Source organism: Sphingobacterium sp. HSC-15S19 (assembly GCF_050433745.1).
GTDB lineage: Bacteria > Bacteroidota > Bacteroidia > Sphingobacteriales > Sphingobacteriaceae > Sphingobacterium > Sphingobacterium siyangense.
In genome coordinates this window covers 1-24844 of sequence record NZ_JBNPWQ010000046.1, presented here as the reverse complement: position 1 = coordinate 24844, position 24844 = coordinate 1, and the positions used below count along the sequence as shown (strand labels likewise).

The 24844-nt window shown below is 40.4% G+C and carries 18 protein-coding genes and 1 pseudogene; 11 read left to right on the top strand and 8 right to left on the bottom strand.

Annotated elements, in window-relative coordinates; all coding sequences use genetic code 11:
• Positions 1-3585, bottom strand: coding sequence for a response regulator (locus L1283_RS25350; protein ID WP_429626593.1), 3585 nt, complete (start codon positions 3583-3585; stop codon positions 1-3).
• A gap of 8 nt (positions 3586-3593) precedes the next feature.
• Positions 3594-5063: a hybrid sensor histidine kinase/response regulator gene (locus L1283_RS25345; protein WP_088161294.1), complete on the bottom strand. Its 1470-nt coding sequence runs from the start codon at positions 5061-5063 to the stop codon at positions 3594-3596.
• A gap of 331 nt (positions 5064-5394) precedes the next feature.
• Between L1283_RS25345 and L1283_RS25340 the strand changes: the two genes are divergently transcribed.
• The gene (locus L1283_RS25340; protein ID WP_262507993.1) at positions 5395-5520 is read left to right on the top strand and encodes a hypothetical protein; all 126 of its coding nucleotides are present in this window, start codon (positions 5395-5397) and stop codon (positions 5518-5520) included.
• Positions 5521-5658: 138 nt separating this feature from the next.
• Here the strand turns inward: L1283_RS25340 and L1283_RS25335 are convergent, their stop codons facing one another.
• Together L1283_RS25335 and L1283_RS25330 are read right to left on the bottom strand one after the other, a co-directional pair.
• Positions 5659-6816, bottom strand: a complete 1158-nt coding sequence (locus L1283_RS25335) for a zinc-dependent alcohol dehydrogenase (RefSeq protein ID WP_429626592.1) — start codon at positions 6814-6816, stop codon at positions 5659-5661.
• 497 nt (positions 6817-7313) lie between these two features.
• Positions 7314-7469, bottom strand: coding sequence for a hypothetical protein (locus L1283_RS25330; protein WP_286777505.1), 156 nt, complete (start codon positions 7467-7469; stop codon positions 7314-7316).
• Between the two features lie 212 nt (positions 7470-7681).
• Here L1283_RS25330 and dinB point away from each other — a divergent pair, with 212 nt between their 5' ends.
• From dinB to L1283_RS25300, 6 genes are all read left to right on the top strand, one after another.
• Positions 7682-8863, top strand: a complete 1182-nt coding sequence (gene dinB / locus L1283_RS25325; RefSeq protein WP_429626591.1) for a DNA polymerase IV — start codon at positions 7682-7684, stop codon at positions 8861-8863.
• Positions 8844-11780 carry a DNA polymerase III subunit alpha gene (locus L1283_RS25320; protein ID WP_429626590.1) on the top strand — a complete coding sequence of 979 codons (2937 nt, stop codon included), beginning with the start codon at positions 8844-8846 and terminating at the stop codon, positions 11778-11780. The genes dinB and L1283_RS25320 overlap by 20 nt, the downstream gene beginning before the upstream one ends.
• 114 nt (positions 11781-11894) lie before the next feature.
• Positions 11895-12518 (top strand): alpha-ketoglutarate-dependent dioxygenase AlkB family protein, encoded by a 624-nt coding sequence (locus tag L1283_RS25315; RefSeq protein ID WP_286848044.1) that lies wholly within the window; start codon positions 11895-11897, stop codon positions 12516-12518.
• Between the two features lie 253 nt (positions 12519-12771).
• Positions 12772-13245 (top strand): hypothetical protein, encoded by a 474-nt coding sequence (locus L1283_RS25310; RefSeq protein ID WP_286848046.1) that lies wholly within the window; start codon positions 12772-12774, stop codon positions 13243-13245.
• A gap of 110 nt (positions 13246-13355) precedes the next feature.
• Positions 13356-14153 (top strand): SOS response-associated peptidase, encoded by a 798-nt coding sequence (locus tag L1283_RS25305; protein WP_312353201.1) that lies wholly within the window; start codon positions 13356-13358, stop codon positions 14151-14153.
• 11 nt (positions 14154-14164) lie between these two features.
• Complete coding sequence (locus L1283_RS25300; protein WP_286848048.1) at positions 14165-14554, top strand: hypothetical protein; 390 nt, start codon at positions 14165-14167, stop codon at positions 14552-14554.
• Positions 14555-14797: 243 nt separating this feature from the next.
• Here L1283_RS25300 and L1283_RS25295 read toward each other — a convergent pair whose 3' ends face one another.
• From L1283_RS25295 to L1283_RS25285, 3 genes are all read right to left on the bottom strand, one after another.
• Complete coding sequence (locus tag L1283_RS25295; RefSeq protein WP_286848049.1) at positions 14798-15046, bottom strand: hypothetical protein; 249 nt, start codon at positions 15044-15046, stop codon at positions 14798-14800.
• A gap of 135 nt (positions 15047-15181) precedes the next feature.
• Positions 15182-15673 (bottom strand): hypothetical protein, encoded by a 492-nt coding sequence (locus L1283_RS25290; protein WP_312353198.1) that lies wholly within the window; start codon positions 15671-15673, stop codon positions 15182-15184.
• Between the two features lie 149 nt (positions 15674-15822).
• Positions 15823-16386, bottom strand: coding sequence for a hypothetical protein (locus L1283_RS25285; RefSeq protein WP_286848051.1), 564 nt, complete (start codon positions 16384-16386; stop codon positions 15823-15825).
• 496 nt (positions 16387-16882) lie between these two features.
• Between L1283_RS25285 and L1283_RS25280 the strand changes: the two genes are divergently transcribed.
• Both L1283_RS25280 and L1283_RS25275 read left to right on the top strand, forming a co-directional pair.
• Entirely contained in the window at positions 16883-19345 is a 2463-nt protein-coding gene (locus tag L1283_RS25280; protein WP_429626589.1) for a hypothetical protein, read from the top strand.
• Positions 19346-19536: 191 nt separating this feature from the next.
• Positions 19537-21429 carry a right-handed parallel beta-helix repeat-containing protein gene (locus tag L1283_RS25275; protein WP_312353113.1) on the top strand — a complete coding sequence of 631 codons (1893 nt, stop codon included), beginning with the start codon at positions 19537-19539 and terminating at the stop codon, positions 21427-21429.
• Between the two features lie 292 nt (positions 21430-21721).
• Here the strand turns inward: L1283_RS25275 and L1283_RS25270 are convergent, their stop codons facing one another.
• Positions 21722-23269, bottom strand: a complete 1548-nt coding sequence (locus L1283_RS25270; protein ID WP_291095899.1) for a hypothetical protein — start codon at positions 23267-23269, stop codon at positions 21722-21724.
• Positions 23270-23689: 420 nt separating this feature from the next.
• Here L1283_RS25270 and L1283_RS25265 point away from each other — a divergent pair, with 420 nt between their 5' ends.
• Positions 23690-24511: a hypothetical protein gene (locus L1283_RS25265; protein WP_291095901.1), complete on the top strand. Its 822-nt coding sequence runs from the start codon at positions 23690-23692 to the stop codon at positions 24509-24511.
• A gap of 82 nt (positions 24512-24593) precedes the next feature.
• Positions 24594-24752: pseudogene (locus tag L1283_RS25260) on the top strand (IS256 family transposase); the annotation flags it as partial.
• Positions 24753-24844: the final 92 nt, after the last annotated feature.

Sequence of the window (24844 nt, the reverse complement as noted above, 5' to 3'; positions counted from 1 at the left end):
TCAGTTGTATAACCATACACGTAATAATGAAAGCAATTGATCGGTATCCACGGGCTTTGAAATATAATCAGAGGCCCCGGCTATGATACACCTTTCCCTGTCACCGATCATGTTTTTTGCTGTTATGGCAATTATCGGTATTTCACTATAATGGGGATTTTGACGAATCATTTTAATCGTTTCATACCCATCCATTTCGGGCATCACCATATCCATAAGAATAGCAGAAATATCATCGTGTTCTTCAATTTTGTCTAGACCTTCCTTTCCGTCCATTGCAGAAACAACATTAATCTGATACCTTTCAAGCGCTTGAGAGAGATAATAAATAGTGCGTATATCGTCATCGACGATAAGAACTTTTTTATTTTGCAGTACTTCTCTGATGGTTCCTAAAGACGATTTTTTTGACCATTCTTCACCAGGATGGTTTCCTACTAAATGCAAAAACAGTCCAACTTCGTCCAGTATTCGCTGGTAGGAATTTGCCGTTTTGATGACAATCGAATCGGCATATTGCTTCAATTTTAGCTCTTCAGATTTCGAAAGATTCTTCCCTGTGAATACAATGATAGGTATATTTTCTAAACCGGGTTTTTGTCGTATCGAGTCTAATGTGTCATATCCCATATTGCCCGGAACGCCCATGTCCAGTATAACGCAATCTGCTTTATCAGAATAGAGACTGTCGACGCTTTCTGTAACGGTAGTCTTTATTTCAGAAATGATATCATAGCTTTCCAAAAAGTTAGCAAGTGCTGCTGCATGTTTTGAATTTTCCTCTACAATAAGCACCTTTTTCGGATTCCGGGCAAGTGCTTCCTCAATTTTTATAAACATCTGCGCCATTTGTTCCAGCGCAATAGGTTTATCCATAAAATCGATAGCCCCTTGGAGCAGACTTTCCCGTTTAACTTCAAAAGATGACATAACATGGACTGGAATCGGACGTGTAATTGGATTGTTTTTAATCTCTGCCATAACCTGCCACCCATCTTTTACAGGTAATTGAATATCCAATAAAATCGCCGTAGGCTTATACCTTATCGCTGCATCAGCTGCCTGGTCTCCACGCACGATGACTACCCCTTTATACTTTTGCTGCCGGGTATACCTAAGCAGCGCTTTAGCAAAATTAACATCATCTTCCACGATCAATATCACTTTATCGTCCTCTTTTATATCATTCCGGTCATCATCAACATCCGGCGGGATAATGTCAACGGTATGTGGATTACTGGACATTATGATGTCCTGTGTTTCTTCGATGTTTTCCGCAATGGACTGTATAAGCTCTTCCGTTGTCGGAACAGTATTTTCTTCCTGATTTTCGGGAATTAAAAGGGTAAAGGTACTTCCTTTTTTTTCCTGGCTACTTAAACGGATCTCTCCGCCCAACAGACGCGAGAGTTCACGGCTGATCGAAAGCCCAAGACCTGTCCCGCCAAATTTACGCCGTGTGGATCCGTCAGCCTGCTGAAAAGCTTCAAAAATGACGTCCTGTTTGTCCGGTGCAATTCCTATACCGGTGTCAGTTACGGCAAAAGCAATCTGTCCATCTTGTGCCTCGCTTGGGAAGACGGAAAGTATGACTTGTCCCTCTTTCGTAAACTTGATGGCATTCGATAATAGATTCCGTAGGATCTGGTCCAGTCGCTGGCGGTCAGTACGTATTGTCTTTGGCAGGTTGTCTGCCAATTTTATTGTAAATGAGAGTGCTTTTTCCCTTATAATCGGAGAAAATAGATTGTCCAGGTCTTTTGTCAGATCCGAAATTGCAACCTGCTGATAATCGAGTTCCATTTTACCGGACTCAATTTTTGAAAGATCGAGAATTTCGTCGATAAGGGTCAATAGGTTTTTTCCCGATAATTGGATCACCTCGGCCGATTCAATCTGTTCGGTTGTCAGGTTCTTTTCGGGATTATCCGACATTAGGCGTGATAGAAGCAAAATTGAATTGAGCGGTGTACGCAGCTCATGTGACATATTTGCCAAAAATTCTGACTTATATTTCGTGCTCCGCGCCAGTTCTTCCGCTTTTTTCTGAATTTCCTGATTTCGGTCTGCTATCAGTATATTTTTTTCTTCTAGCATTGCAGAGCGTTGCTCCAGTTCTTTATTGGCTTGCAGCAGTTCTTCCTGTTGTACGCGTAGTTCTTCTTCGGACGTCTGGAGTTTTTGGGTATGGATTTCAAGATTTGCATTGAGATTTTCCAGCTCGGCATGCTGTGCCTGAAGTTCCTCTGTCTGCGATTGCGTTTCTTCAAGCAGCTGCTGTACTTTCAGCCGCGCCTGAGCTGCAACAATCGCTGCACCAATATGACGGCCCGCTTCTCTATAAAAGGGCATCTGGGGTTCCTTGAATTTCCTGAAAGAACCAAGTTCAATAACACCAATGCAGGTGTGACCATCAAAAATTGGAAGTAATAAGATCGAATGCAGGGGTAAATATCCTGCAGTAAAACTGACCACATTTTTCGAAGGATATGGATTTTCTATGATCCGTACTTTGCCGTCCACAAACGCCTGACCGACAGCGCCTTCTCCGGGTGCGATAAATTGCCGCATCGAATCTTCATGGCCGTAGGCTCCTATCAGTGCTAGCTGCGTATGCTCAAGGATATAAAGGGAGCCGTTGGCACATTCCCCATAAGTGACTAAGATTTGCAATGCATCGGAAACTAGATCTTCTTTCACTTTGTTGCCGACTAAAACTTCGTTTAGCAAGGCGAGCCCGGTCTGGCGCCATTCATTGTCGCTAAGTTCATCGAAAGATTGTTTTAACGAATCTGCCATATTGTTAAGTGAACCGGCTAAACTTCCTAGTTCATCATGCTCCTGGTCATTGATTTTAACCGAATAGTTTCCGGCAGCAATCTGTCCCGCAATACGTTGTGTTGCGACGAGTCTTTGGGTGATCTCCCTATCTTTTTTCTTAAGGTCTTGTTCGAGCTGTACCCGTTTCGCCAGGTCCCTTCTAAGCCTTATATAAGAAAATATGGTAATGAACAGCGAAAAAATCGCAGCGATGATCACAAAAAGTGAAGTCAATGTTGATGCCGTATTGAGCCTTCCGGACCTACTGTCGAGCAATTTCTCCTCATTGTCCACAAGTCTGGCGAGAAGCGCACGGCATCTGTCCATATATTTCTTGCCCTCCTCCATGTCCGCTAAGGTCACCGTACCCCGGGCCTTTTTTATGTTAACCAGTCCGGCCAGTTTATTCAATCGGGACTCGACCAGCTGGCCGATGCTATCTATTATTTTTTGCTGCGGGAGATTGTCCGATACCAGGTCACGGGCGGTGGCAATTGACTGAGGGAGGGAGCGGGAACTGCTATAATAGGGTTCCAGAAAATGTTCTCTTCCGGTGAGCAGAAACCCCCGCTGTCCAGTCTCGGCATTTTGCAGGTCGATCAAAATTCTGTTCGAGCGTGCAATGACACGTCTACTGTGATCAACCATTTGACTATTATGGATCTGATTACGGATACTTAGATATGATGCTGTCGAACTGGTCAATAACAGGGCCAGTGAAAATCCAAAGCCGATCTGCAGATCTCTTAAAAAACGTTTTGGCATTGCCTGGTTCAATTTAAAGGTAAAGAAAAATAAAAAGTAGATCCTCCTGTGGGGGCACTGCGTACACCGATAGTTCCATTGTGCTGCTTAATTATTTCAGCGCAGATATAAAGACCAATCCCCAGACCCTGAAAGTTTACGGACGATTCTTCCACACGGTAAAACTTATCAAACACGTGTTTTTGCCTGTTTTCCGGGATACCTATACCGCAATCGGTGACAAATACACTAACTGAGTCAGATTCATATTGTATGTCTATTGTTATACAGGGCCTATTGACTGAATATTTTATCGCATTACTGAGAAAATTGATCAAGACTTGCTCTATACGCCTCTTATCACCTTTTATCATGTGGTTGATAAGATTGGGATCGTAATGAAAATAAAAATCAACATCGGCATTCATCTGTCTCATTGAGGATATAGTCTCTTCAATCAGGTTTTCAATTACAAAATCCTCTTTTCTTAAATTTAGCTGGCCGCTATCAATTTTAGAAATATCGAGCAGGTCTTTTATCAGCTCCTGTAATTTATCTACATGTCCATCTAGGGTAAGGAGATGTTTTTGGATAGAAGAAATGTCGTTTAAGCCGATCAGACGCATCATAAATTGCACATAACCCTTAATACTGGTCAGAGGTGTCTTTAGTTCGTGGCTGGCAATGCTCAAGAATTCGTCTTTCTTTTTTTCCAATTGTTTTCTGTGGTCAATGTCCGTCAGGGTTCCCACCCAAATTGGGCCCGATTCCTGCTCGCGTATCGGTGCTATGCGAAGAAGAAAATATTTGTAATTTTCTGCGCTAAGCTCTTTGATGCGGACTTCTTTTTCATAAACCGTTCTGTGTGACACAGCGTCAGTCCATAGCATTTTGATCTCCTCGTCATCGGGATGTGTGGGCGGAAAAGATTCAGCGGACCGAGCAAATCGGTACCATTGGGAATTGACAAATTTTATGCCCCCATCAAAATTTGCAGTGAAAGCCAGCTGCGGTAAGGATTCGAGTGTCAGGTGGAGCTGGTCAACCTGTTTTTCAAGGGCACGCTGGGCTTTTTTGCGTTCTTCGATTTCAGATAGAAGCTGTTCCTGCATTTTATTGAGAGCGACTGTCTTTTCATGGAGATCATAGAAAGTTTTGACTTTCAGATTCAGGATATCCGGATCGACAGGTTTAGTGACGTAATCATGACCACCGGAAGCATATCCCTGCGTAATGAATTTTTTGTCCTTGCTGACTGCCGATAGGAATATTATCGGGATATTTTTTGTTTTATTGAGGCCACGTAGGGTTGCTGCAACTTCAAATCCATCCATATCCGGCATCTGGACATCCAGAATAATGAGTACGTAGTCGGTTTTCAGGGATTTTTTTAGCGCTTCCTCACCAGAGAGGGCAGTATCCACTAAAAAATTTTTTGATTCTAAGAGCTTCTTTAATGAAAATATGTTTTCTTCTTGGTCATCTACAATTAAAATCATGGTTTCTGCATTTATGTTTAACGGTAGTTTGAGATTGTATAAGTAAATGTTAAATATACACAGTTTATTTGTATCAACGAATTCAACTCTGTCTTAAAGGGAAAATTTTTGATAAATTATAAAAGCCGACAGCAAATATAGATTTAGCCGTTTATAAATTGGGGTAATATAGAAAATCGATACAAGTCTACCAAAACTAGCTTTGCGGTATTACTTAAAAATAAATGAACTATTGTAGCTTCAATAATGCATAGAAATAAACTCTAATTATCTGATATAGTATTTAGTATCGTCTTAAAGCGTATGATTGATTTACAAAAAATATTTGCAGATGGGGTGGTCCCAGATCGAAAGTGCTGCAGCTAATTTTAAAGGGGGGATTACAGCTTACACGCTTGAAGAGAAAGTAGACCAAAGCACAGCAAAAATATGGAGAAAATATTTTGGTAACTTTTGAAGGAATACTTGCGAAGCTATTTTAGCGATTTGCGAAAAGGCCTATCCGCATTAACCGAACGATAAACCGCGAGGAAAAATCATTTAATGTTTACAGCAAGCCTGCTCGTTTTTCGTGATTTTTCCTCGCAAATTTATCTTAGGGTTTCAAAACTACTTTAACGCAATCGTCTTCTTTCTCATTGAAGATTTTATAGCCATGCTCCGCTTCAGTAAGCGGAATGGTGTGGGTGATAATATCATCGAGAACTACTTTATTTTCGCTGACGAGGTTGACAAGCTTGTCAATATAGTTAAGAACAGGGGCTTGACCCTGCTTAATGGTGATACCTTTATCAAAAATCCTGAATAGTGGGAAATTATCGTATGGTGAACCATATACGCCCATGGTCGATACTGTTCCCATTCGTCTGACCGCTTCAAAGCACATTTCCAATACTTTTATCGACCCTTTTTCAAAATTTATCGTTGCTTTTACTTTATCCATAAAATTTCGTTCGGGCTCAAAGCCTACTGCATCTACGCACACGTCGGCTCCTCTTCCGTCAGTCATTTCACGAATTGCCTGAATAACATCTACTTTATGTGGGTTTAGGATTTCAACGTTATTGACTGCTTTCGCTTTCTCCAATCGATAGTCCAGTGGGTCTATAGCGATAACTCGACCAGCACCATTAAGCCATGCTGCTTTTTGAGCCATCAGGCCGACAGGACCCGAACCAAAGATTGCAACAGTTTCACCGCCTTTCAGATTTGCCCAATCAATCGCAGACCATCCGGTAGGAAAAATGTCTGTTAAAAACAAAGCCTGTTCATCAGTCAGGTGTTCGGGAATAATCCGAGGACTGATATCGGCATAAGGAACGCGTACATATTCAGCCTGACCGCCAGAATATCCTCCGTAAAGATCAGTATAGCCGAAGAGTGCACCACCTTTTTGATCCATCAAATCCCCGTTGGGACCATAGTGTTTAAAGTTTGAATTCTCGCAGGCAGGAGATGCTTCATGCGTACAGAAAAAACATTTTCCGCAAGCGATCGGAAAGGGGACTACTACACGGTCGCCTTTTTTTAGATTGGTGATTTCTGAGCCCACTTCCTCTACGATGCCCATAAATTCGTGTCCCATGATCAGGTTTTCCTTCTGCGGGACTGCACCGCTTAGAATATGTAGATCGGAGCCACATATTGCGGTCGCGGTTACTTTTAGAATGACGTCTCTTGGGTCAAGTATAGCTGGGTCAGGTACATTATCGACCCTGATATCGCCGGGCTTATGGAATACTGCTGCTTTCATAATTTATATTTTAGAATGTGTGTACATTTAACCAATTATTAATCTGTGTTTTAAAGGAACACATCCAAAACAACTTTGGTTCAAAAAATAATAGCACACAACTATTCACATCTCAATGAAGGGTATTTTTCTCAAAAGATAACGTATATGCAACATCAATATGTGTCAAACCATTAGGTGTTCGGTGATGTTCACGGTGAAAGAATAATTCATTAAATGAAGGTGATGAAGATTAAATAGAATAGGTTGTATGGTGGAATGATATTATTTTTAAATTCACTAGAATCAATCTCTGTCGAAGAGTCTTCGAATTGCTCTATTGTTTTTTTGAGTTCTTTCCGCTCGCAACAATACTAAGGCTAATCAATAACAGCAATGATAAGGTAATTAGGTAAGGTCTTTTGCTTTAGCTCAAAGCCGCCGAAGCCCCTTAACATGTAACCAAGGCGGGCATCTAATAAGCATTACCTCCCTTAACGATTAACAAGGGAGGCTTTTTATTTCCCCCTTTTCTGCTTTACCAGCACGATCCAATCATCTTGTACGCTTTCTGTACCCACCAATAATCGCGCATCGTCTATTGACAATAAATCGTCCTCCCAAAGTGGAGTTGTGCTGGTTTGAGCGAGCAGTTGCTCCAGATTTCCTTTCATGGGTTTATAGGCATGCGCACCGCATTTCCGCCATAAGTAAGTGAAGTTTAAGCCAATCCTTTACTATAAATTATATCGCTGACAATGAATGTGATAAAAATTAAATCATTTCTCGCTGTTGATTGTTTGCTAATAATATTAGTAATTTTGAATGCAGCAATTACCAAAAATCAAAGGCGACAATACAGGGCCTTTGATACAATTGAAAAAACATGGAGAGGAGTATAGTACATTGTGATCTCGATACATTTTTTGTATCTGTCGAGCGCTTGCAGAACAGCAAGCTCATCGGAGTACCCGTGCTCATAGGAGGAAGTAGTGACCGCGGGGTAGTTGCATCTTGTTCCTATGAGGCCCGCAAGTTTGGCGTGCATTCCGCTATGCCAATGCGGCTGGCGCTGCGCATGTGTCCAGAGGCGGTGGTCGTACGGGGCGATCACGATCGGTACAGTTATTATTCGGGTATAGTTACACAAATTATTGAAGAAGAAACGCCCATCGTCGAAAAAGCCAGTATAGACGAACATTACCTTGATGTCTCCGGTATGGACCGCTTTTTTGGCTGTTGGAAATGGACACAGGAACTCCGCCAGCGTATTATCCGAGAGACTGGATTGCCCATTAGCTTTGGCCTGTCGGTCAACAAGACCGTCTCCAAGATTGCCACCGGTACCGCCAAACCCTGTGGTGAAAAGCAGGTACAAAACGGTGCCGAAAAAGGTTTCCTCGCACCACTATCCATCCGTAAAATTCCCATGGTAGGCGAGAAGTCCTTTACCTTGCTCCGAAATATGGGAATTTCCAAAATCGGAACCTTACAGCAGATGGAAGTGTTCACCATGCAAAAGGTCCTCGGGGAAAACGGGATCAACATCTGGCGTAAAGCCAATGGGCTCGATGATTCCCTGGTGTTGCCTTTTCGGGAGCAAAAGTCCATGTCCAAAGAAAATACCTTTCAGCAGGATACCATCGATATGGATGTCCTTCGCCGAACGCTGATCAGTATGGTCGATATGCTCGCTTTCGATCTGCGCAAAGAGCAGAAGCTGACGAGCTGCGTTACCCTCAAGATTCGTTATAGCAACTTCGATACCCATACCCAACAGCTGCAAATCGGTTATACCAATTCGGATCGAAAGCTTACCGATGTGGTACTTGCACTCTTCAAGAAACTCTATAGCCGCAGGATGCTGATAAGGCTTATCGGGATCAAATTCTCCGGTCTGATCTATGGTTCCTATCAGACCGATCTCTTTGACGACAGTGCCGAGGAGGTCAACCTTATGCAGGCCATGGACAAGATCCGAAAACGCTATGGGGCTGAATTTCTGATGAAGGCCATCTGTGCACCGCTGCCGGAGAAAGGAGGGGAGCATGCTCTTAAATCTACATAGCTATTATAGCCTGCGTTTTGGCACGCTCAGCCTGCAGGATCTTATTTCGGGCATGCTGGCCGGCGGTTATGACACTGCCGTGCTTACCGATATTAATAACAGCTCGGGATCGCTGGATTTTATCAAACTGGGCCGTGCTGCCGGACTGAATTTACTGGCGGGAATGGAATTCCGCAACGGCGATCAGCTTTGTTTTGTTGCCATCGCCAAAAATGAGCATGGCTTCCGTGAGATCAATGAGTATCGAACGAAGCTCAATATGGAAAACCGCGCTACAGCAGAGCGTTCGCCCGAATTTGAGCAGGTCTTTGTCATCTATCCCTTTAGCAAGCTCAATGCCTTTCCATTACGGGATTTCGAATACATCGGCGTGAGACCCCGTGAGCGTACCCGCGCCCAACTGATGGACCACAAGGTACTTGATCGCTGTGTTATCCTCGCACCCGTCAGTTTCCGCAAGGCCGACTATACCTTACATCGGCAACTGCGGGCAATCGACAACAACCTGCTGATCTCACAGCTCGACGATGAGCAGATCGCTGCCGAAGACGAGGTATTTATCCCCCGGGTCAAACTCATGCGCTTATTCTCCGACTTGCCCCAATTGCTGGCCAACACCAACCGTATACTGGGCCAGTGTTCTTTCAGTTTTGATTTTACCAGTGTCAAGAATAAAGCAACCTTTACCGGTAACCGCTACAACGACAAGCAGCTTTTGTACAAGTACTGCATGGACGGCTTTACCAGACGTTATGGCCGTAACGATCGGGTCGCGACCGAACGCATCCAGCGCGAACTCGAGATTATCGAAAACCTGCGTTTCTCCAGTTATTTCCTCATTACCGACGATATCTGCCGCTACGCTCGTGGGCGCAATTTTCACTATGTAGGCCGCGGATCGGGGGCCAATTCTGCTGTTGCTTACTGCTTAGGGATCACCGATGTTGACCCCATTGCACTTAAGCTTCCCTTTGAGCGTTTTCTCAATCCCAAGCGCAAGAGTCCACCCGATTTTGATGTTGATTTTAGCTGGAATGAGCGCGATGAGATGTATGAGTATATCTTTAACCGTTATCAGACCGGGCATACCGCTTTGATGGGCGCCATGAGCACCTTTCGCTCCAGAAGTATCCTGCGTGAGCTGGGCAAAGTATACGGATTGCCCAAGGCCGAGATCGACCGCCTGGTGCATGAGCCCGAGCATATGCTCAACAAGAACGAAGTGACCAACACCATATTAAGCGTGTACAACCGCATGGCCGATTTCCCCAATCAACGCACCATACACGCCAGTGGCGTATTGATTTCCGAGGAACCATTGACCTGTTATTCGGCGATGGACAATCCGCCAAAAGGATTGCCGACTATGCAGTTTGATATGTATGTGGCCGAAGATATCGGTTTTGAAAAGTTCGATATCCTTTCGCAGCGTGGCATCGGCCATATCAAAGATTGTCGTACCATTGTGCGGGAAAACTTGGGCGTGGTCATTGATACCGACAACCCCAAGCGTTTCTTTCAGGATGCCCATATCGCAGCGCAATTAAAATCGGCCAATACCATCGGCTGTTTCTATATCGAGAGCCCGGCCATGCGGCAGCTGCTCACCAAGCTGCGGTGCGATGACTACCTGACGTTGGTGGCCGCTTCATCCATTATTCGTCCCGGGGTGGCCAGTTCGGGTATGATGGGCGAGTATATCCGTCGTCATCACGACCCCACGACAGTAGTCTATCCACATCCCGTATTTAAGGAGCAGCTCGAAGAGACCTACGGCGTGATGGTCTATCAGGAAGATGTGATGAAGATCGCCAATGCCTACGGCGGGCTCGATATGGCCGATGCCGATGTGCTCCGACGGATGATGTCGGGCAAATATCGCAGCAAAGACCATCTGATCGAAATTGAGGATAAGTTCTTTTCCAACTGTAAGGCGAAGGGCTACGACGAAAAGATTAGCCGTGAGATCTGGCGGCAGATGGAGAGTTTTGCTGGCTATTCGTTTAACAAGGCACATTCAGCATCTTTTGCCGTTGAGAGTTATCAGAGTCTTTTCCTCAAGACCTACTATCCTTTGGAGTTTATGGTTGCGGTGCTCAACAATTATGGCGGGTTTTACAATCGTAAGGTCTATGTCAATGAAGCACGAATTTCAGGGGGCAATATCTGCCTGCCCTGTGTCAATCAGTCGATCTTTAATACCTCCATTCAGGGTAAGGACATTTACCTGGGTTTTGACTGCCTGCTCAATTTGGAAGGTAAACTGGCTCATCGTATTATTGAGGAACGCGAAGCCCATGGCAAGTACACCAGTCTAGAAAACTTTGTCAAACGGACACAGACGGGTATTGAGCAGGTCGTTATTTTGATTCGTGTGGGTGCCTTGCGTTTTACGGGGACGGGGAAAAAGCAATTGCTGTGGGCGGCTCATCTGATGATGAGCAAGCATAAGCCTGTCGCAGCAGGTATGGCGCTCTTTGAGACCGAAAGTCGCAAGCCTATTCTTCCCCCTTTGGAAGAAGACATCTTGGAGGATTATTACGACGAGATGGAGCTGATCGGCTTTTGCGTAACGGGTACGCTATTTGATCTTACCAAAAGCGATTACCGGGGCGATATGCCCGCTCGGGAACTCCATTTGCATGAAGGAAAGATAGTCCGCGTTGTCGGAGATTTTGTCTGTGAGAAATTTGTGAAGACTAAGCGTGGCGACCTGATGAAATTTGGTACTTTTCTCGATGCCGAGGGACGATTTTTTGATACCGTCCATTTCCCACAGACCCTAGCCAAATATCCGCTCCGTGGGGCCGGAATCTATTTGGTTGAAGGCAAAATTGTTCTGGAATATGGTTGCCCTTCTATTGAGGTGATCCGCTGTGCGAAGATGCCATTGAAACCAGATCCGAGAAGTGAGTAGTATTTTCTTTTGGATAAACGGGCAAACGCTCTACAACGAGGATTGTTCTTTCTTCACAGAGATCACGTTTTGATGCGGTAAGGTACATCGTTATAAATTTAAAATCATTGCCCCATGGATCAACTTAGTTTGTTTGAAAATGAAGGATATATTTTTCCAGAAGATCTCCTGGAATTTGAGCCAAATTTTATTACCCAGCTAGAAGCTGATCAGCTGTTTGATTTCCTGTTCAGGGAAGTGCCTTGGCAGCAGACATCCAAAAAAATGTATGATCGAACGGTGCTGACTCCTCGGTTGACAGCCTGGTATGGTGATGAGGATGTAGAGTATCAGCTGGCCGGAAAAATGATAGGCGCTAACGAATGGCTTAAGCCTTTAAAGGCGTTGAAGGAGCGGATTGAAAAGCGGTTTCATTGTACTTTCAATTCCGTATTGCTCAATTTATATCGTGACAACAATGATTCAGTAGCCTGGCACCGCGATCGTGAAAGCGAATTAGGCAACAGACCCGTGATTGGGTCGGTGAGTCTGGGGCAAGCACGCTATTTTGATTTCAGAAAGGTGGACGATCACAGCAAGAGGTATTCATTACTGCTTAAGCATGGCTCATTACTATTGATGAAAGGTAATCTGCAGGAGATATGGGAACATCGCATCGCAAAATCCACGCAAAAGATGAGTGCACGTATCAACCTGACTTTTCGCCTGATCAACGAACAAAAGAGAAATAATATATAGGCATCTATTTAAGACCAGCTTTTTCTGTGCTCAACTTTTTTATAAAAGATCAAACGAAAACGAATCAACCATTGTTATAAAGGTACTTTTCATAAATTAGGTTAATAACAGGTAGTAAAAACCTTGAGATCCCCCTCCTCAAGGTTTTTTTATTTTTTTTGAAATCTACTATCCCATTATTGGGATCATAACTATATATATCAGGGCTGGTTTATTCCGGCCTTTTTTATGATATAAATCCTATCTTAGTCCTATGCTGTACAATCCCTTTGAACAAGTCACCAAAAGTTCGTTTCGCGAGCTCGTCGAGTCGGGCTACGCCGACTTTGTGCTGCAGCGCTTGGAGTGGCCCGATGTCAAGGAAAAGACAGGCTTTCTGCTCACGCCTTATGATGATATGGAAAGCGCCGATCAGCATGCCCATCAATTGGGGGCAAAGGAGGGAAGAGCACTGCAGCTGCCGCAAGACGCCGATAAAATTGAAAGCCTGTTAGCAACTGGATCAGGCTATCGGATTTTTCTGAATCGCATCAAGGAGGAGAACTGGGATAAGCGTATGCTTAAGCTCTACGAAAAAAATATCGTTAACTACCTGCGTACAAAAACCAAGTTTCAACGCAAAAATCCCATCGATATCCTTTTCTCGCTAGAATACGGTCGGGTAGTGGCGACCATTAGCGATGGGCAGACCCAAAAGAAAGTATTTGCTATCGAGATCCTTCGGTAGCCTGATCAGTTCCGAATTGAAATTCCCAATTTTCTTGCCTTGGGGCAATCCTTGTTTACAGCGCAAATTGTGTATATTCGTATCAAAGCCAAAGAAGAAAGGATACCATTATGTGCTGGGACATTAGCCTACATACCGATATTGAGATTATCAAAAAGACCTTTCCGCAATTGCGGGACGAGCGTCGTCAATTGGATTACAATTCTGATTACCTGGAAAACGTCCAGGCTATTACCTTTCCTAAATATCCGATCCTGTATAAGGACAAGGACTCAAGCCAGCTTGCATTGACCGAGATGGAGTGGGGGGTATTGCCTACCTATATTGACGATCCCAAACTGCAGGCCGATCGCAGGCGCAATATGATTAATGTGCGTAGCGAACGTATCCTGGAAGATAAAAAGTCCTATTGGTACCGTTTGCGCAAGCAACGTTGCCTTATCCCTGTGAGTGGTACCTTTGAGCATCGTGCGGTAAAGGGCTGGAAAAAGAAAGTGCCGTACTTTATCGGCGCGGAGGGCAGAGAGCTGTTCTATCTGCCAGGTTTGTACCAGTGGCATGAGACCGTGGATGAGGATGGCGTAGTTGAACGCGTAGGTTCCTTTGGAATGCTTACACGAGCAGCCAATGAAGTGATGGCCAATATCCATAATGATGGGCCCAATAAACATCGTATGCCTTTGTTCTTACCGGAGGATCTCGAGCGTCAATGGATCGAGGATATTCAGGAGGACGATATGCCGCCGATATTTCTGTTTGAAATGCCCAATGAAAAGCTTAAACACTATCCGGTGTATACGTTGAGAGGATATCCAAACCGCCCGGATGGAAAGCATCGTTACGAAGCTTTCGACTGGGAAGGATTACCGCCATTAGGAAGCGATACTGTGCAGACTTCGTTGTTTTAAATCAATATCCAATGGGAAGTTTAACGAAATATGTATCAAATGATCGACCCGAGTTCGCTGTATTTATCGAAGATGATGATAAGGTTTGTTACGCGTACTTATGGAAAGAAGGGGAAAATATCATTGCCCATGTGTGGCTATACAATGTAGCACCAACTCCGATTGAGCCAGAATTGCAAATAGAAGAAAACCATCCCTTTTTAAATCCAGCGGAATTTGTTAAAGAAAATCTTAAACCATTTGACGCATGGTCGCCTGTTGAGGTAACCTGGGATTTTGATGAAGAAGTAATAGCTAAGATATTTTTATCCGAAAGGTTGATCGCGACACTTACTGTAAGGGCAAGTCCCGGTTGGTCCAGCTTGGTAACTAAAGATGGCCCATTGGCGCAGAAGATGTAAAAACATATGCTATTGCACTGTTCCTTTTATAAAGATTCTTTATAACTTTAATATGTCGGTTAAAATATAAGACAACTAGCTAGCACCTTAGTTTACTAAGGTGCTTTTTGCTTTTCGTACCCCCGGGCGGCCCGATCTTAATTGTAAGTTAGCCTAGGTAAATCTTTTTGAGGCGGCTGGTTAGCAATTCAATTTTCCTTTCCAAAATAAGATGATAGAAGTTTTCGAAGCAATCCTGATAGATTACCTATAATACCTATAGTCGTCAGTTTCCATTACATCGTCATCAAACCATTCATCATCCAGATACTTGTAAAGATCATTTAAATCAGCTACTTCCTGACTTGTTTGAAAAAAAGGTTGAAACCAAATCCAAAAATTCTCCTGGTCTTTATAAGGATCGGGTAGTGGTACAATCACTGTACCACGGAATAGATCTCCAGGATGTTCCTTATACCTGAAGTGTGTAAACTTTTCATTTAAATTTTTCATGACAGTCATTTGGTGCGAATGCCACAAATGCTGTACCGGAGAGATTATATTAGCGTCAAAGTCAATTTTAGCACAACATTTTAAAGAAATGGACAAAGTTATTCAATATTGTTTATTTCATGACAGGCAAAGTCCTTAATATTCTAGCCCATCTGGAAACCCCGTAGCGCCAAGAAAAAAAGCTAGATGAACAATTGTTATATGGAAACATAAAATTACAACTATAGTTAAAGGCTTAAGGGTCTTTAAATCAATTCCAAGTAAAATAATTTGAGTAAGGTATTTATCGTAGTGTATACCGTATGCTAGCGTAAAAATAGATTGTGGAATTAAGGAAATCCCTAACAGAACCTTTGTCAGTTGGCTATCTTGTAGTGAACCAATATTATTCAATATCACTATATCCGTTATTGTGAAAAGTATTGAACTAACAACCAAACACAAAAATAAGCCCCTCTCTCGGGCGGTGTTTTTTTTAGTCGCATTACCAGATCTCTTCAGATATTTTTCCAATCCAAAGTCTTCACCTGTCAGTCCACGTATTCCGCCGTACATCATTACTAAATATACGATTACGCACGGAAGCAAGGGCATCAATATGAAGATCGTTTCGGTATTCATTTCCATAATAGGTTAGCTATTTTTAATTATTACGCCAAACTTCCTTTTACAAAGGTGCCGCGCAATGTGATTATTTTATTGCTGCAATTCCAGTTTTCAATTTCTAGGCATTTCTTTACAGAATGGGCTCGGAAAACCAACCGACAATTTAATTGTTAGATCTGATATATTTCATTGCCCTCAGTAGCATAGGAGCCACTATAATTCAATTCAGCATTTAGCTCTATCGCAAAAGTTTTTGTGAGATATTCTAATTCTTCCATTAAAAAGGCCACTAAGACAGTTCGGATCTTTTCTATTTTATACTCTTTAGAATTTATAGATGCCACTAAGTACCTGCCTTTTGTTTCTTCCATTGGGGAAAGAGAGATACGATCGTTGTTGACTGAGTAGATTTCTATCCTGTCGTTGTCAGAATCTGTATTAAAAAACAAGTATCGACTTTCATAAAAGGAGGCCGAGCCTACTTCATTTTTTAACTTCCCACATATCCGAAATGAAAAGTAGTCGGGCAAATTCCCGTCGGATTCATAGATAACATCTGAATTCTGATTAGCTAACAGGAGCACAAAATAAGGTGAGCGTAGTACTTTTTTTACCTCATTTAGAATAGTATAGAAGTCTTTTTTATAAAATGGTTCGAAAGCAATTCTAAATTTTGAAGGCTTATTACAGACTTCATGAAAGGTTTTTAGCTTGGCTTGAAGAGATTTATACATTGGGTATTTTGTTGATTTAGTTATATAATTTTAAGCTATACATTATGGCTATTAGTTGAAAGCCCTGTTAAGATAATAATTTTATCGGAGAAATAAAATTATAAACTCTAAGGCCTTCGGCGCTGAAGATATAGTTCATTTATTAAAAATAACCGATGTTTCGTCCTTGGACCTTAGTACAATTGCAGATAGTGCTAACTCTTTCAGCGAATCGTGAAAAAAGGAAATGTTGAGAGTTACAGCTTTTTCCATATTGCCTATTTCAAGCACGGCCAAACCGCCATTGAGTAATGTGTATTTGAGGCTGAAAGATGATTTCATTGATATCGAGCAAATTTCTTTCACAATTTAAAAAGAATATATTATATCTGTGGGATTTTGTATTTCAAACCTCGACTTTTCGGTATCTCTCACATACCGCTTACATACCGCTTTTTTTCCTAAGATAGCCTAGCCTACAGCCATACTTTTGCTCTACACATAAAAACAAAAGAATATGGCAAATCAATTTTTAATTAAGAATACGATGCAGGAGATGAAGGCGCTGGATTCTACTGAAATCGATGGATTGGAAGGAAACAATCCAATTTACGCAGGAGTCCAATTATTAGGTTATCATCAAAAAGGCGATACCCCGGCCCCAATTATTTACCATTTAGTGCCAGTTAATCAAGATCCAGGACCAGAGGATGGAGGAAGCATTATTAATGTTGGGACCAGAAAGTTGGTTCACACTTTTGAAACGGTCATAGACGTGCGATATTTTGGTTTACGGAGCGGTGCCGACTATATTAACGATCCGCAGCTTGTCAATAACATCTTTATCCATAACGGGGGAAAAGATATTCTTTTTGATAGCGGCACAGACTTTACAATGGATATGGGTACTTATTGGGATGATGGAACTATTAAAGTGGCGAGTAATACCAATATCATTATCAATGGGGTGATACGTCATCGTTCTAGCACTAATGGTAATGCAAGTATGTTTCTTGTTAGAAATGCTACAAATGTGTCTTTTAAAGGCACCGGGACACTTATCGGGTATAAACACAGGCGACCTGCGATAGGTCTTAATATTTATTACAAACATTTTAATCGGTTTACCGGTGTTTATCAATTGGGCGATTATGTCACTATAAATTCTTATGGCTATAAGGTGACCCAATTAGGTCGTATGGACAAGGACCCTAGTGTTGCTGACACCTCTGCAATTGGAGATATATTTGTGCTTGGAAATCCTGCGAATTTGCCCGATGAGAGTTATTTTATGAAACTTGAGCTTATCGAAAAAAAATTAGGGGAGTGGGGGCATGGAATCTATATTTATTCATCGAGCAACGTGAGTATTAGCGGCTTGACTTTGCGTGAATTTTGGGGCGATGGATCAGCGGTAGGGGGTAATGAAGATGAGAACAATAATAATCCAAGTAAAATGGTTAATTATCATAACGTTCAGTTTATCGACAATAGAAGACAAGGGATATCTCTTGTAAACTGTACCACGATTGAAATTGATCATTGCTTATTCTCTCAAACCTACGGAACGCTCCCTATGGCTGGGATAGATCTGGAACCGAATCCGAATAAGGACAGTATAATTAAAGTTGGAAAAGTTAGCGATGTGAAAATTACAAATTCGGTCTTTAGCGACAACTATCAGGCAGTGGCAATGTTTAATCCTTTCAAATTAGAGACGGCCCGGATTGATAATATTTATCTGGAAAATAACGATATGCGAGACAATCTGGTCAGTAATTTAGGGATAGCTAGAGCTGGAAACGTAACCGTTGACAGACTTCGGTCCTATCCGACTAAAATTGGTAGCTATTCAGGAGATATTTCAGTTTGTGCCGCGTCTTTTAAGATGAGTAACTCATATATTCAATGCGACGCCACCTACAGTACTAATCAAACAAATTTACATGTAATCAATCTGAGCAATACATTTACAGATCTATCTTTAATGAAAAGATTTTGGGTCAATAACAGTGAATTGAGAGGGTTGAATGGTACTAATCAAAACTTTCTTAATATTCCATTTGCTTGCTCGGATCTTGACATCAGGTTTGATCATGTTGGCATATACGATGTCGGCAATTGTACAATAGCGACAGGAAGTACGGTTACCCAGTTGAAGTCTTTGTCTTTTGAGAACTGTTATTTTAGAGGCTATGCTGGGTATCTTGGTTCTAAAACAATTTCAATGGAAAAGTTGGATTATATAAATAATACGTTCGATTTAAGATCAAGACCTAATGTTGTAAATGAGTCGTTAATCAATATACCTGCCGGATGCCAGTTGTCTAACATCGTCAGAAATACCTTTAATGGCCTGGAGCCAGTACTTGCACAGTCGGATAATAGTATTATTACCGTACGAAATACGGGAGCAGGAGTTCGCACCAACATTTTGCATAATATATTTAAGAATATTGGTAAAGTTAATTATCCTATTATTGAAACATTTGGGGGAAATAGCACACCTACCTTTGTAATACAATCCAACTCTTTTATCGATTGTTATGTTAATAACTATTTAAGAGTGAACAGAAATAATCACGGTTTTCATTTTATAGCGAATAATCTGTTTACACGATCGTCTGTTGAGGATGCTATTAATGTGTTAGGCACAACGTTTGCCTCCGGTTTTAGATTATTTATTAATATGAATATATTTCAGTTGGCAGCCAATAAGAATATTGTCGCTCCAGGGCTTTATTCAGGATCTGTTATTATGCAGGCCAATACCGTTAATCATTTATTCCGGTATAAAAATGAAGACATATTGGGAAATGCCACAGATTTGGCGAAAGGTTTGGTCAATCAATCTGCTATTTCTCCTGACAATGCATTATCTCCTGGAGCGGACTATGCGCAGTCGGAAGTCCACGGGATCTTGATTGAATTACGAGACCTGAAGACGAAGCTACGAACTGCGGGTGTCTTAGCAATATAGCTTTAAGCAAAAGAAAAAATGAAATGCGGTATTCTAAAAAAGTACCGCATTTCATTTTTTTAATAATGCTGAAAAGACTGACGTAACGCAGACTTTTCGGTATCTCCCGTATACCGCTTACATATACCTATTGATCCTCAGCTAGTCACCGCTACCACCATATTTTTGCTATACACATAAAAATAAAAAATATGGCAAATCAATTTTTAATTAAGAACACAATGCAGGATATGAAAAATATTTCTGCGGACGAAGTCGATGGATTAAAAGGAAGCAATCCAATCTATGCAGGAGTCCAGTTATTAGGTTATCACCAAATAGGGGATACCCCGGCTCCAATTATCTACTATTTAGTGCCAGTTAATCAAGATCCAGGACCGGATGATGGAGGCAGCGTTGTTGATGTTAATGGTACAAAACTTATACACAAGTTTATTGATACGATTGATGTAAGTTACTTTGGGGTACATTCCTCCGTTCAAGACAATTCGATTGCTATTAATAAAGCAATTAACTACGCTAATGCCTCTAAGGTCACCCGTGTTGTAAATTATGCAGATATAACTGTTGTCGCAAAGGCTGTATCCAGAAGCGTTGGCTGTATCGAACTGAAATCTAATGTCTCATTTGAGAACTATGGAACTATCACCTTAATCCCTAATGCTTTGTCACAATATGCTATAATTGGGGGCGAAAACATCAGTAATTTTAATATTATTGTTGGTCGGATTATTGGTGACAATCCTGCGCATCAAGGCGACATACATGAGCATGGTATGGGGATTGGCCTAAAGAATGCTGCGAATTTTGTAATCAAAGATGGGAGTATAGCGCAATGTGCAGGCGATGGTATGTATTTATATGGAGATACATCTACCACTAATTACAATAAAGGCTGTTATAATGGAGATATCCGAAACGTCACCTGCGACAGCAATCGGAGAAATGGAAGTGCATTGATCTGTTGTGAAAATATTAGGGTCGAATCCTGTATTTTTAAAAATACATCTGGCAAAGATCCGATGTCTGGTTTAGATATTGAGCCTAATAATTATCAGAACTGTAAGAATATTACAGTCTCTAACTGTGAATTTATTGGTAATGTAGAATTGGGTTTGTCCATTGTTACGCATCAGGTGCAGGCAATTATTGACGGTGTGATCGTTACCAATTGTAAATTTGACAAGATTGTTCATGTATCCCAAAGTTCAACCGAACTTACATCAATGACTAAAAATATACTTTTTGATCGCTGTTCAATTGATGCAAAAGACTCCTACGGTATAAATTTGATCAATGGTGTGTCTGCTGTCAAAATTGAGAACTGCACTATTAACATGCAGAAGACCACTACCAATACAGACCCATGTGTAGGTATTCGGATATTCAAATCATCTGGCTGCGTGCTATTAAATAATATGATTAAATCAGACGGCACTGGAATTTTTGGAATTCAGCTTGAAGACATTGTGAATAATAACCACATTAGTAATAATACAGTGTCTGGGTTCACCTATGGAATTTTTGTTGCTGGAGGAGTGAATAATAGTGTTGAAGGTAATTATATTCACAATATTACTAATCGAGGAATATGGAATCACAGCTCAAGAGGAAGTATTGATCATAATGCATTGTTTAATATTGGATCTACTGGAATTGAACAGAATGGAGGCAGCCAAAATACTATTTCATTCAATTGGTGTTTCAATACAGGCACGTCTTACGCCGATAATACAGGTAGATCAATTTATCTAAATAATGGTACTAAAGGCAATCAGCTACTTTTTAATACCATACAGAATGATGACTCTACCAAGCGGATTAAATATGGAATTGAAGATTACCCCGGTGCCTCAGAAAACATTATTGCATGGAATTCGATTGACGAAAGTTATTATAGTAAAGTCCGGAATCTAGCTGCTAATAAATTTATCCTCGACTATGTTACTGATGCAGTTGACGATATTTCGATCCCGGATGCAAGTGATACAGCGAGCAATTTAACGTTGACTAATGCGACCAAGGCGAAAGTCAATGAAATTCTGAGTCAATTAAAAATAACGGGTTATATAGATCGATCATAATTTGCGTGGGACAGACCTAGCTTCTGGATTTAGTTCTGGTTTGATCAACGTTTTCTCCGAAATGACCAATAACTATTTCAGCTAACATACCTATCTTTATAGAAAGAAAATACACTCGTTGGTTACAGCTAATCGGATTAACAAATAGCCAAATTGCTTCCCTCTGCCGGTTAGAGGGAAGCTTTTTTAATTTCTCCATTTGCAGGATTTAGTTATCGCCTGTAAGGTTAAGTGTATTTTGATCTTGTAATCGAAAATTCAGCTTATTGCAAGGAGGCATATTTATAGCGATTTATTTGTCTTTTTTGTTTGGTATCGTAGGTAAGCTAACAGAAAGATTAAAGCCAAATACCACATTATCCTTCCAGAATTTATATTTGCTACTTTCAAAAAGTTTTTGAAGTTTACATATTGGTTGTATAGTTAGAGGTACCCCGTCCTTAACTTCAACGGGTATAAAGACCCCAATTCTCATACCTACATTATCATTGTTAATATCATTGAATCCTACTTTTGGCGTTAATTCAATACCAATGTTAGTTTTTGACCAAAAATGAATTATTGTTAGTTGCATGTTGGCTGAAAATTTATGTGGTGCAATATTTTCATATACTTCTGTAGAAAAGTTTTCTTTAGAAAGGTTTACAGATCCGATCGGATAAGGAGAGGAGGATTCCAACGTAATCATTCCATCCGGATCATATTGGCGCGCGTTGGAAGCATTTGCAGTGATTGAGTAATAGCGTCTATTTAAATTTTCGTTATTCACTCTAAGGTAGTTATAAGCGATCTTCCCACTAAAATATTTATCGTTTTCTGTTTTCTTGTAGTTTCTTTCTGCTGCACCAGCACTGGTGTCTAATATTGAATAAGGACTTATGTTATAATTTCCTGAGACTGTAAACCAATGATAGGAGATTTCATTCCACTTCGCTTTCATCTGTATAGAATCAATATCTTTTAAAAGTAGTCTCTTTCTATAATTGTTTGCAGCCTCTTTTTTTTCGCTAGTCCAATTTAGAATATTTGAGTCAATCTTCGCTTCTAACTTTGTAAAGTAATTTTCAGTTTTAAATTCATTTTTAACCCTTTTCAGAAAATCATCTTTTAAAATCCCCAGCTTTATTAGATCGTTAGCATTTTTCTCAAAATCCTTAGCCCCTTGAAAGACTTTGTCATCAAATACTTCCTGTTGCCAGCTCTTCTTATAACTATCAAAGTTGGTTTTTAGCAAAGAGAACTTTTCCTGAACTTTTTTAACTTGTTCCTCGTAAGCAGATTGCTGGATAGTATCAGATTTTGAATTTTTAAATGCTTTATTGATATACGGTACTATTTCCGGAAGGAGCATAGATTTGTTCCTCTTGTCAAAAAAACCGGAGCTGTTCAAGAAATAATTTAGATTAAAACCTCCTGTTATGGATTGGCTATATTTTCCGTCTTTAAATATATTGATGAATTTTTCTTTTCCTTTACCGCTTATTGTAAGCTGAGGATTTAGTTTTCCAAATTTTCCAAAACTAATATTTGCAGTTGCCCCTTCATCGTCAATCGATAATGACGTTGCAAAGGATTTACCAGCTTCTATTTGAGAACCACTTAAAGCTTTTTGGTTATCACTAATTAGAGAGTCCAATAAATATCCTGCGACAAAATAACTGTACTTGTCAGATTTTTTCTTAGATCCATTATTTGCTATAATCCGGTTATTATAACTGGTATCCACCAACTGGCGAACTTCACGAATCTTTACATCGAAATCCTGTTGTGAATACGAAATAAAAGGGAACGCAAAAATTACCCCGAAAAGGGCCAGAGTTAAAAAAATAGGTTTTTTCATGGTTTGAAAATTTTTAAGTTAATAAAAGTGTTAGGATATGGCCAATCCTCATTTAAATATAGTTAAATATACAGTGTGATTTACCTAGAATTGGATAATTTAATGTGCTTGAGTTCTAATGGAGTTGGTTTTTCAGAAATGATTGTTATTTGGCCATTCATCGAAGGAGATCTTTCACACTTATCCAGGTACATTTGTAAATTTCAAGACATTGAGCATTCAATATAGTTGGTGCGGCATAAGCATGTATTGATTCAGTTTAAACTGATTAAAAAGTTTCACTTGCAATAGATGGTATGGGATTTATATGAAAAAGCAGATGAACTTATCTTAAAAAAAGCATAATTAATTAACTTTGTGTGTTGCAGGTGTATTCTCGGACATTATTAATCTTATAAACAAACTAACCTAAATTTGATAATGACAAAAGAAAAAGAATTCGATGATATAAAAACTGAATATTTTAATAAATGTACTTACCTAGGTATCGCTGGTAAGGGAAAGTACATTAGGCAATTCTATTGGAATAATTTTATTTTATCTCTCTTTTTGTTGATGATCATTATCACATGGGGCATGACGAGATATTATTACAATAAAGAAGTTTTGATTTGTTCCTCCTTAATAGCATTACTTGGAATATCGGTCTCATTTTCTTTAGCGTTTGTTTACGGAAAATATTTAGATAAAAGATATAAGCAAAATTTACAGTCTTTATATCATGGGAAATTATCGGAAGAATTGAAAGTCGCGATTCTCAAATCCTATATCCTCATGCTAAAAGGTTCAATATCGTCGACATTTATTGGACAATACAGAAGGATATGTCGTGATAAAATCGATCAGAGGAAGCAGAGGGTTGATATTTGGATAACATCTTTTGTGGCAGTTGTGCTATCTCTGATTTTAGGAGCTTTTTTTTCTATGATTATGAGCCCTAATAATTCGACTGCAAAGGTTCAACCTTTACTAGTCATATCAGACCCCGTGGAACTTTTCCTTTATGGTGTTTGTGTATTATATTTGATAACATATTTCCAAATAAAATTTGTTACGGAGAAATTTGGTTCCCAATCCACCTATAGAGATTTTGAAGAGTCCTTAATAGCTTTGGAACATGAAACTGAAGAAGTTGAACGTGATATTTATTATGAAAAATTAATAGACAAAATTATTCGCCAGGTAAAAGGCGATAGAGATAAAAAAAGTTTCTTTTCAAATGTGATAGATTTTTTTAAATAGTTTTAAAGCTAAATTATATTCGTCTCTATTATAATCTTTTTACCATTACTCTTTAAATAGATAATTTATATACGACCAATCCGACGGAATGCACCGTAAGATACGAAAAATCATTAAGTTTAAAGGAGCTTTCAGCTCTGAACAAGCGCTAAAGAAATTGATGTATCTGATCATAGAAGATATCGCAAAAAAATGGACGATGCCAATGCATAACTGGGGCTTGACCATATCCCAACTTTATACTCTAATAAAAAACAAGTTTTTCATCACTTTTTCTGGAGCTTTCCATATTATTTTTTTCTCTTGGATCAATACATACGTGCTCAGGACTGT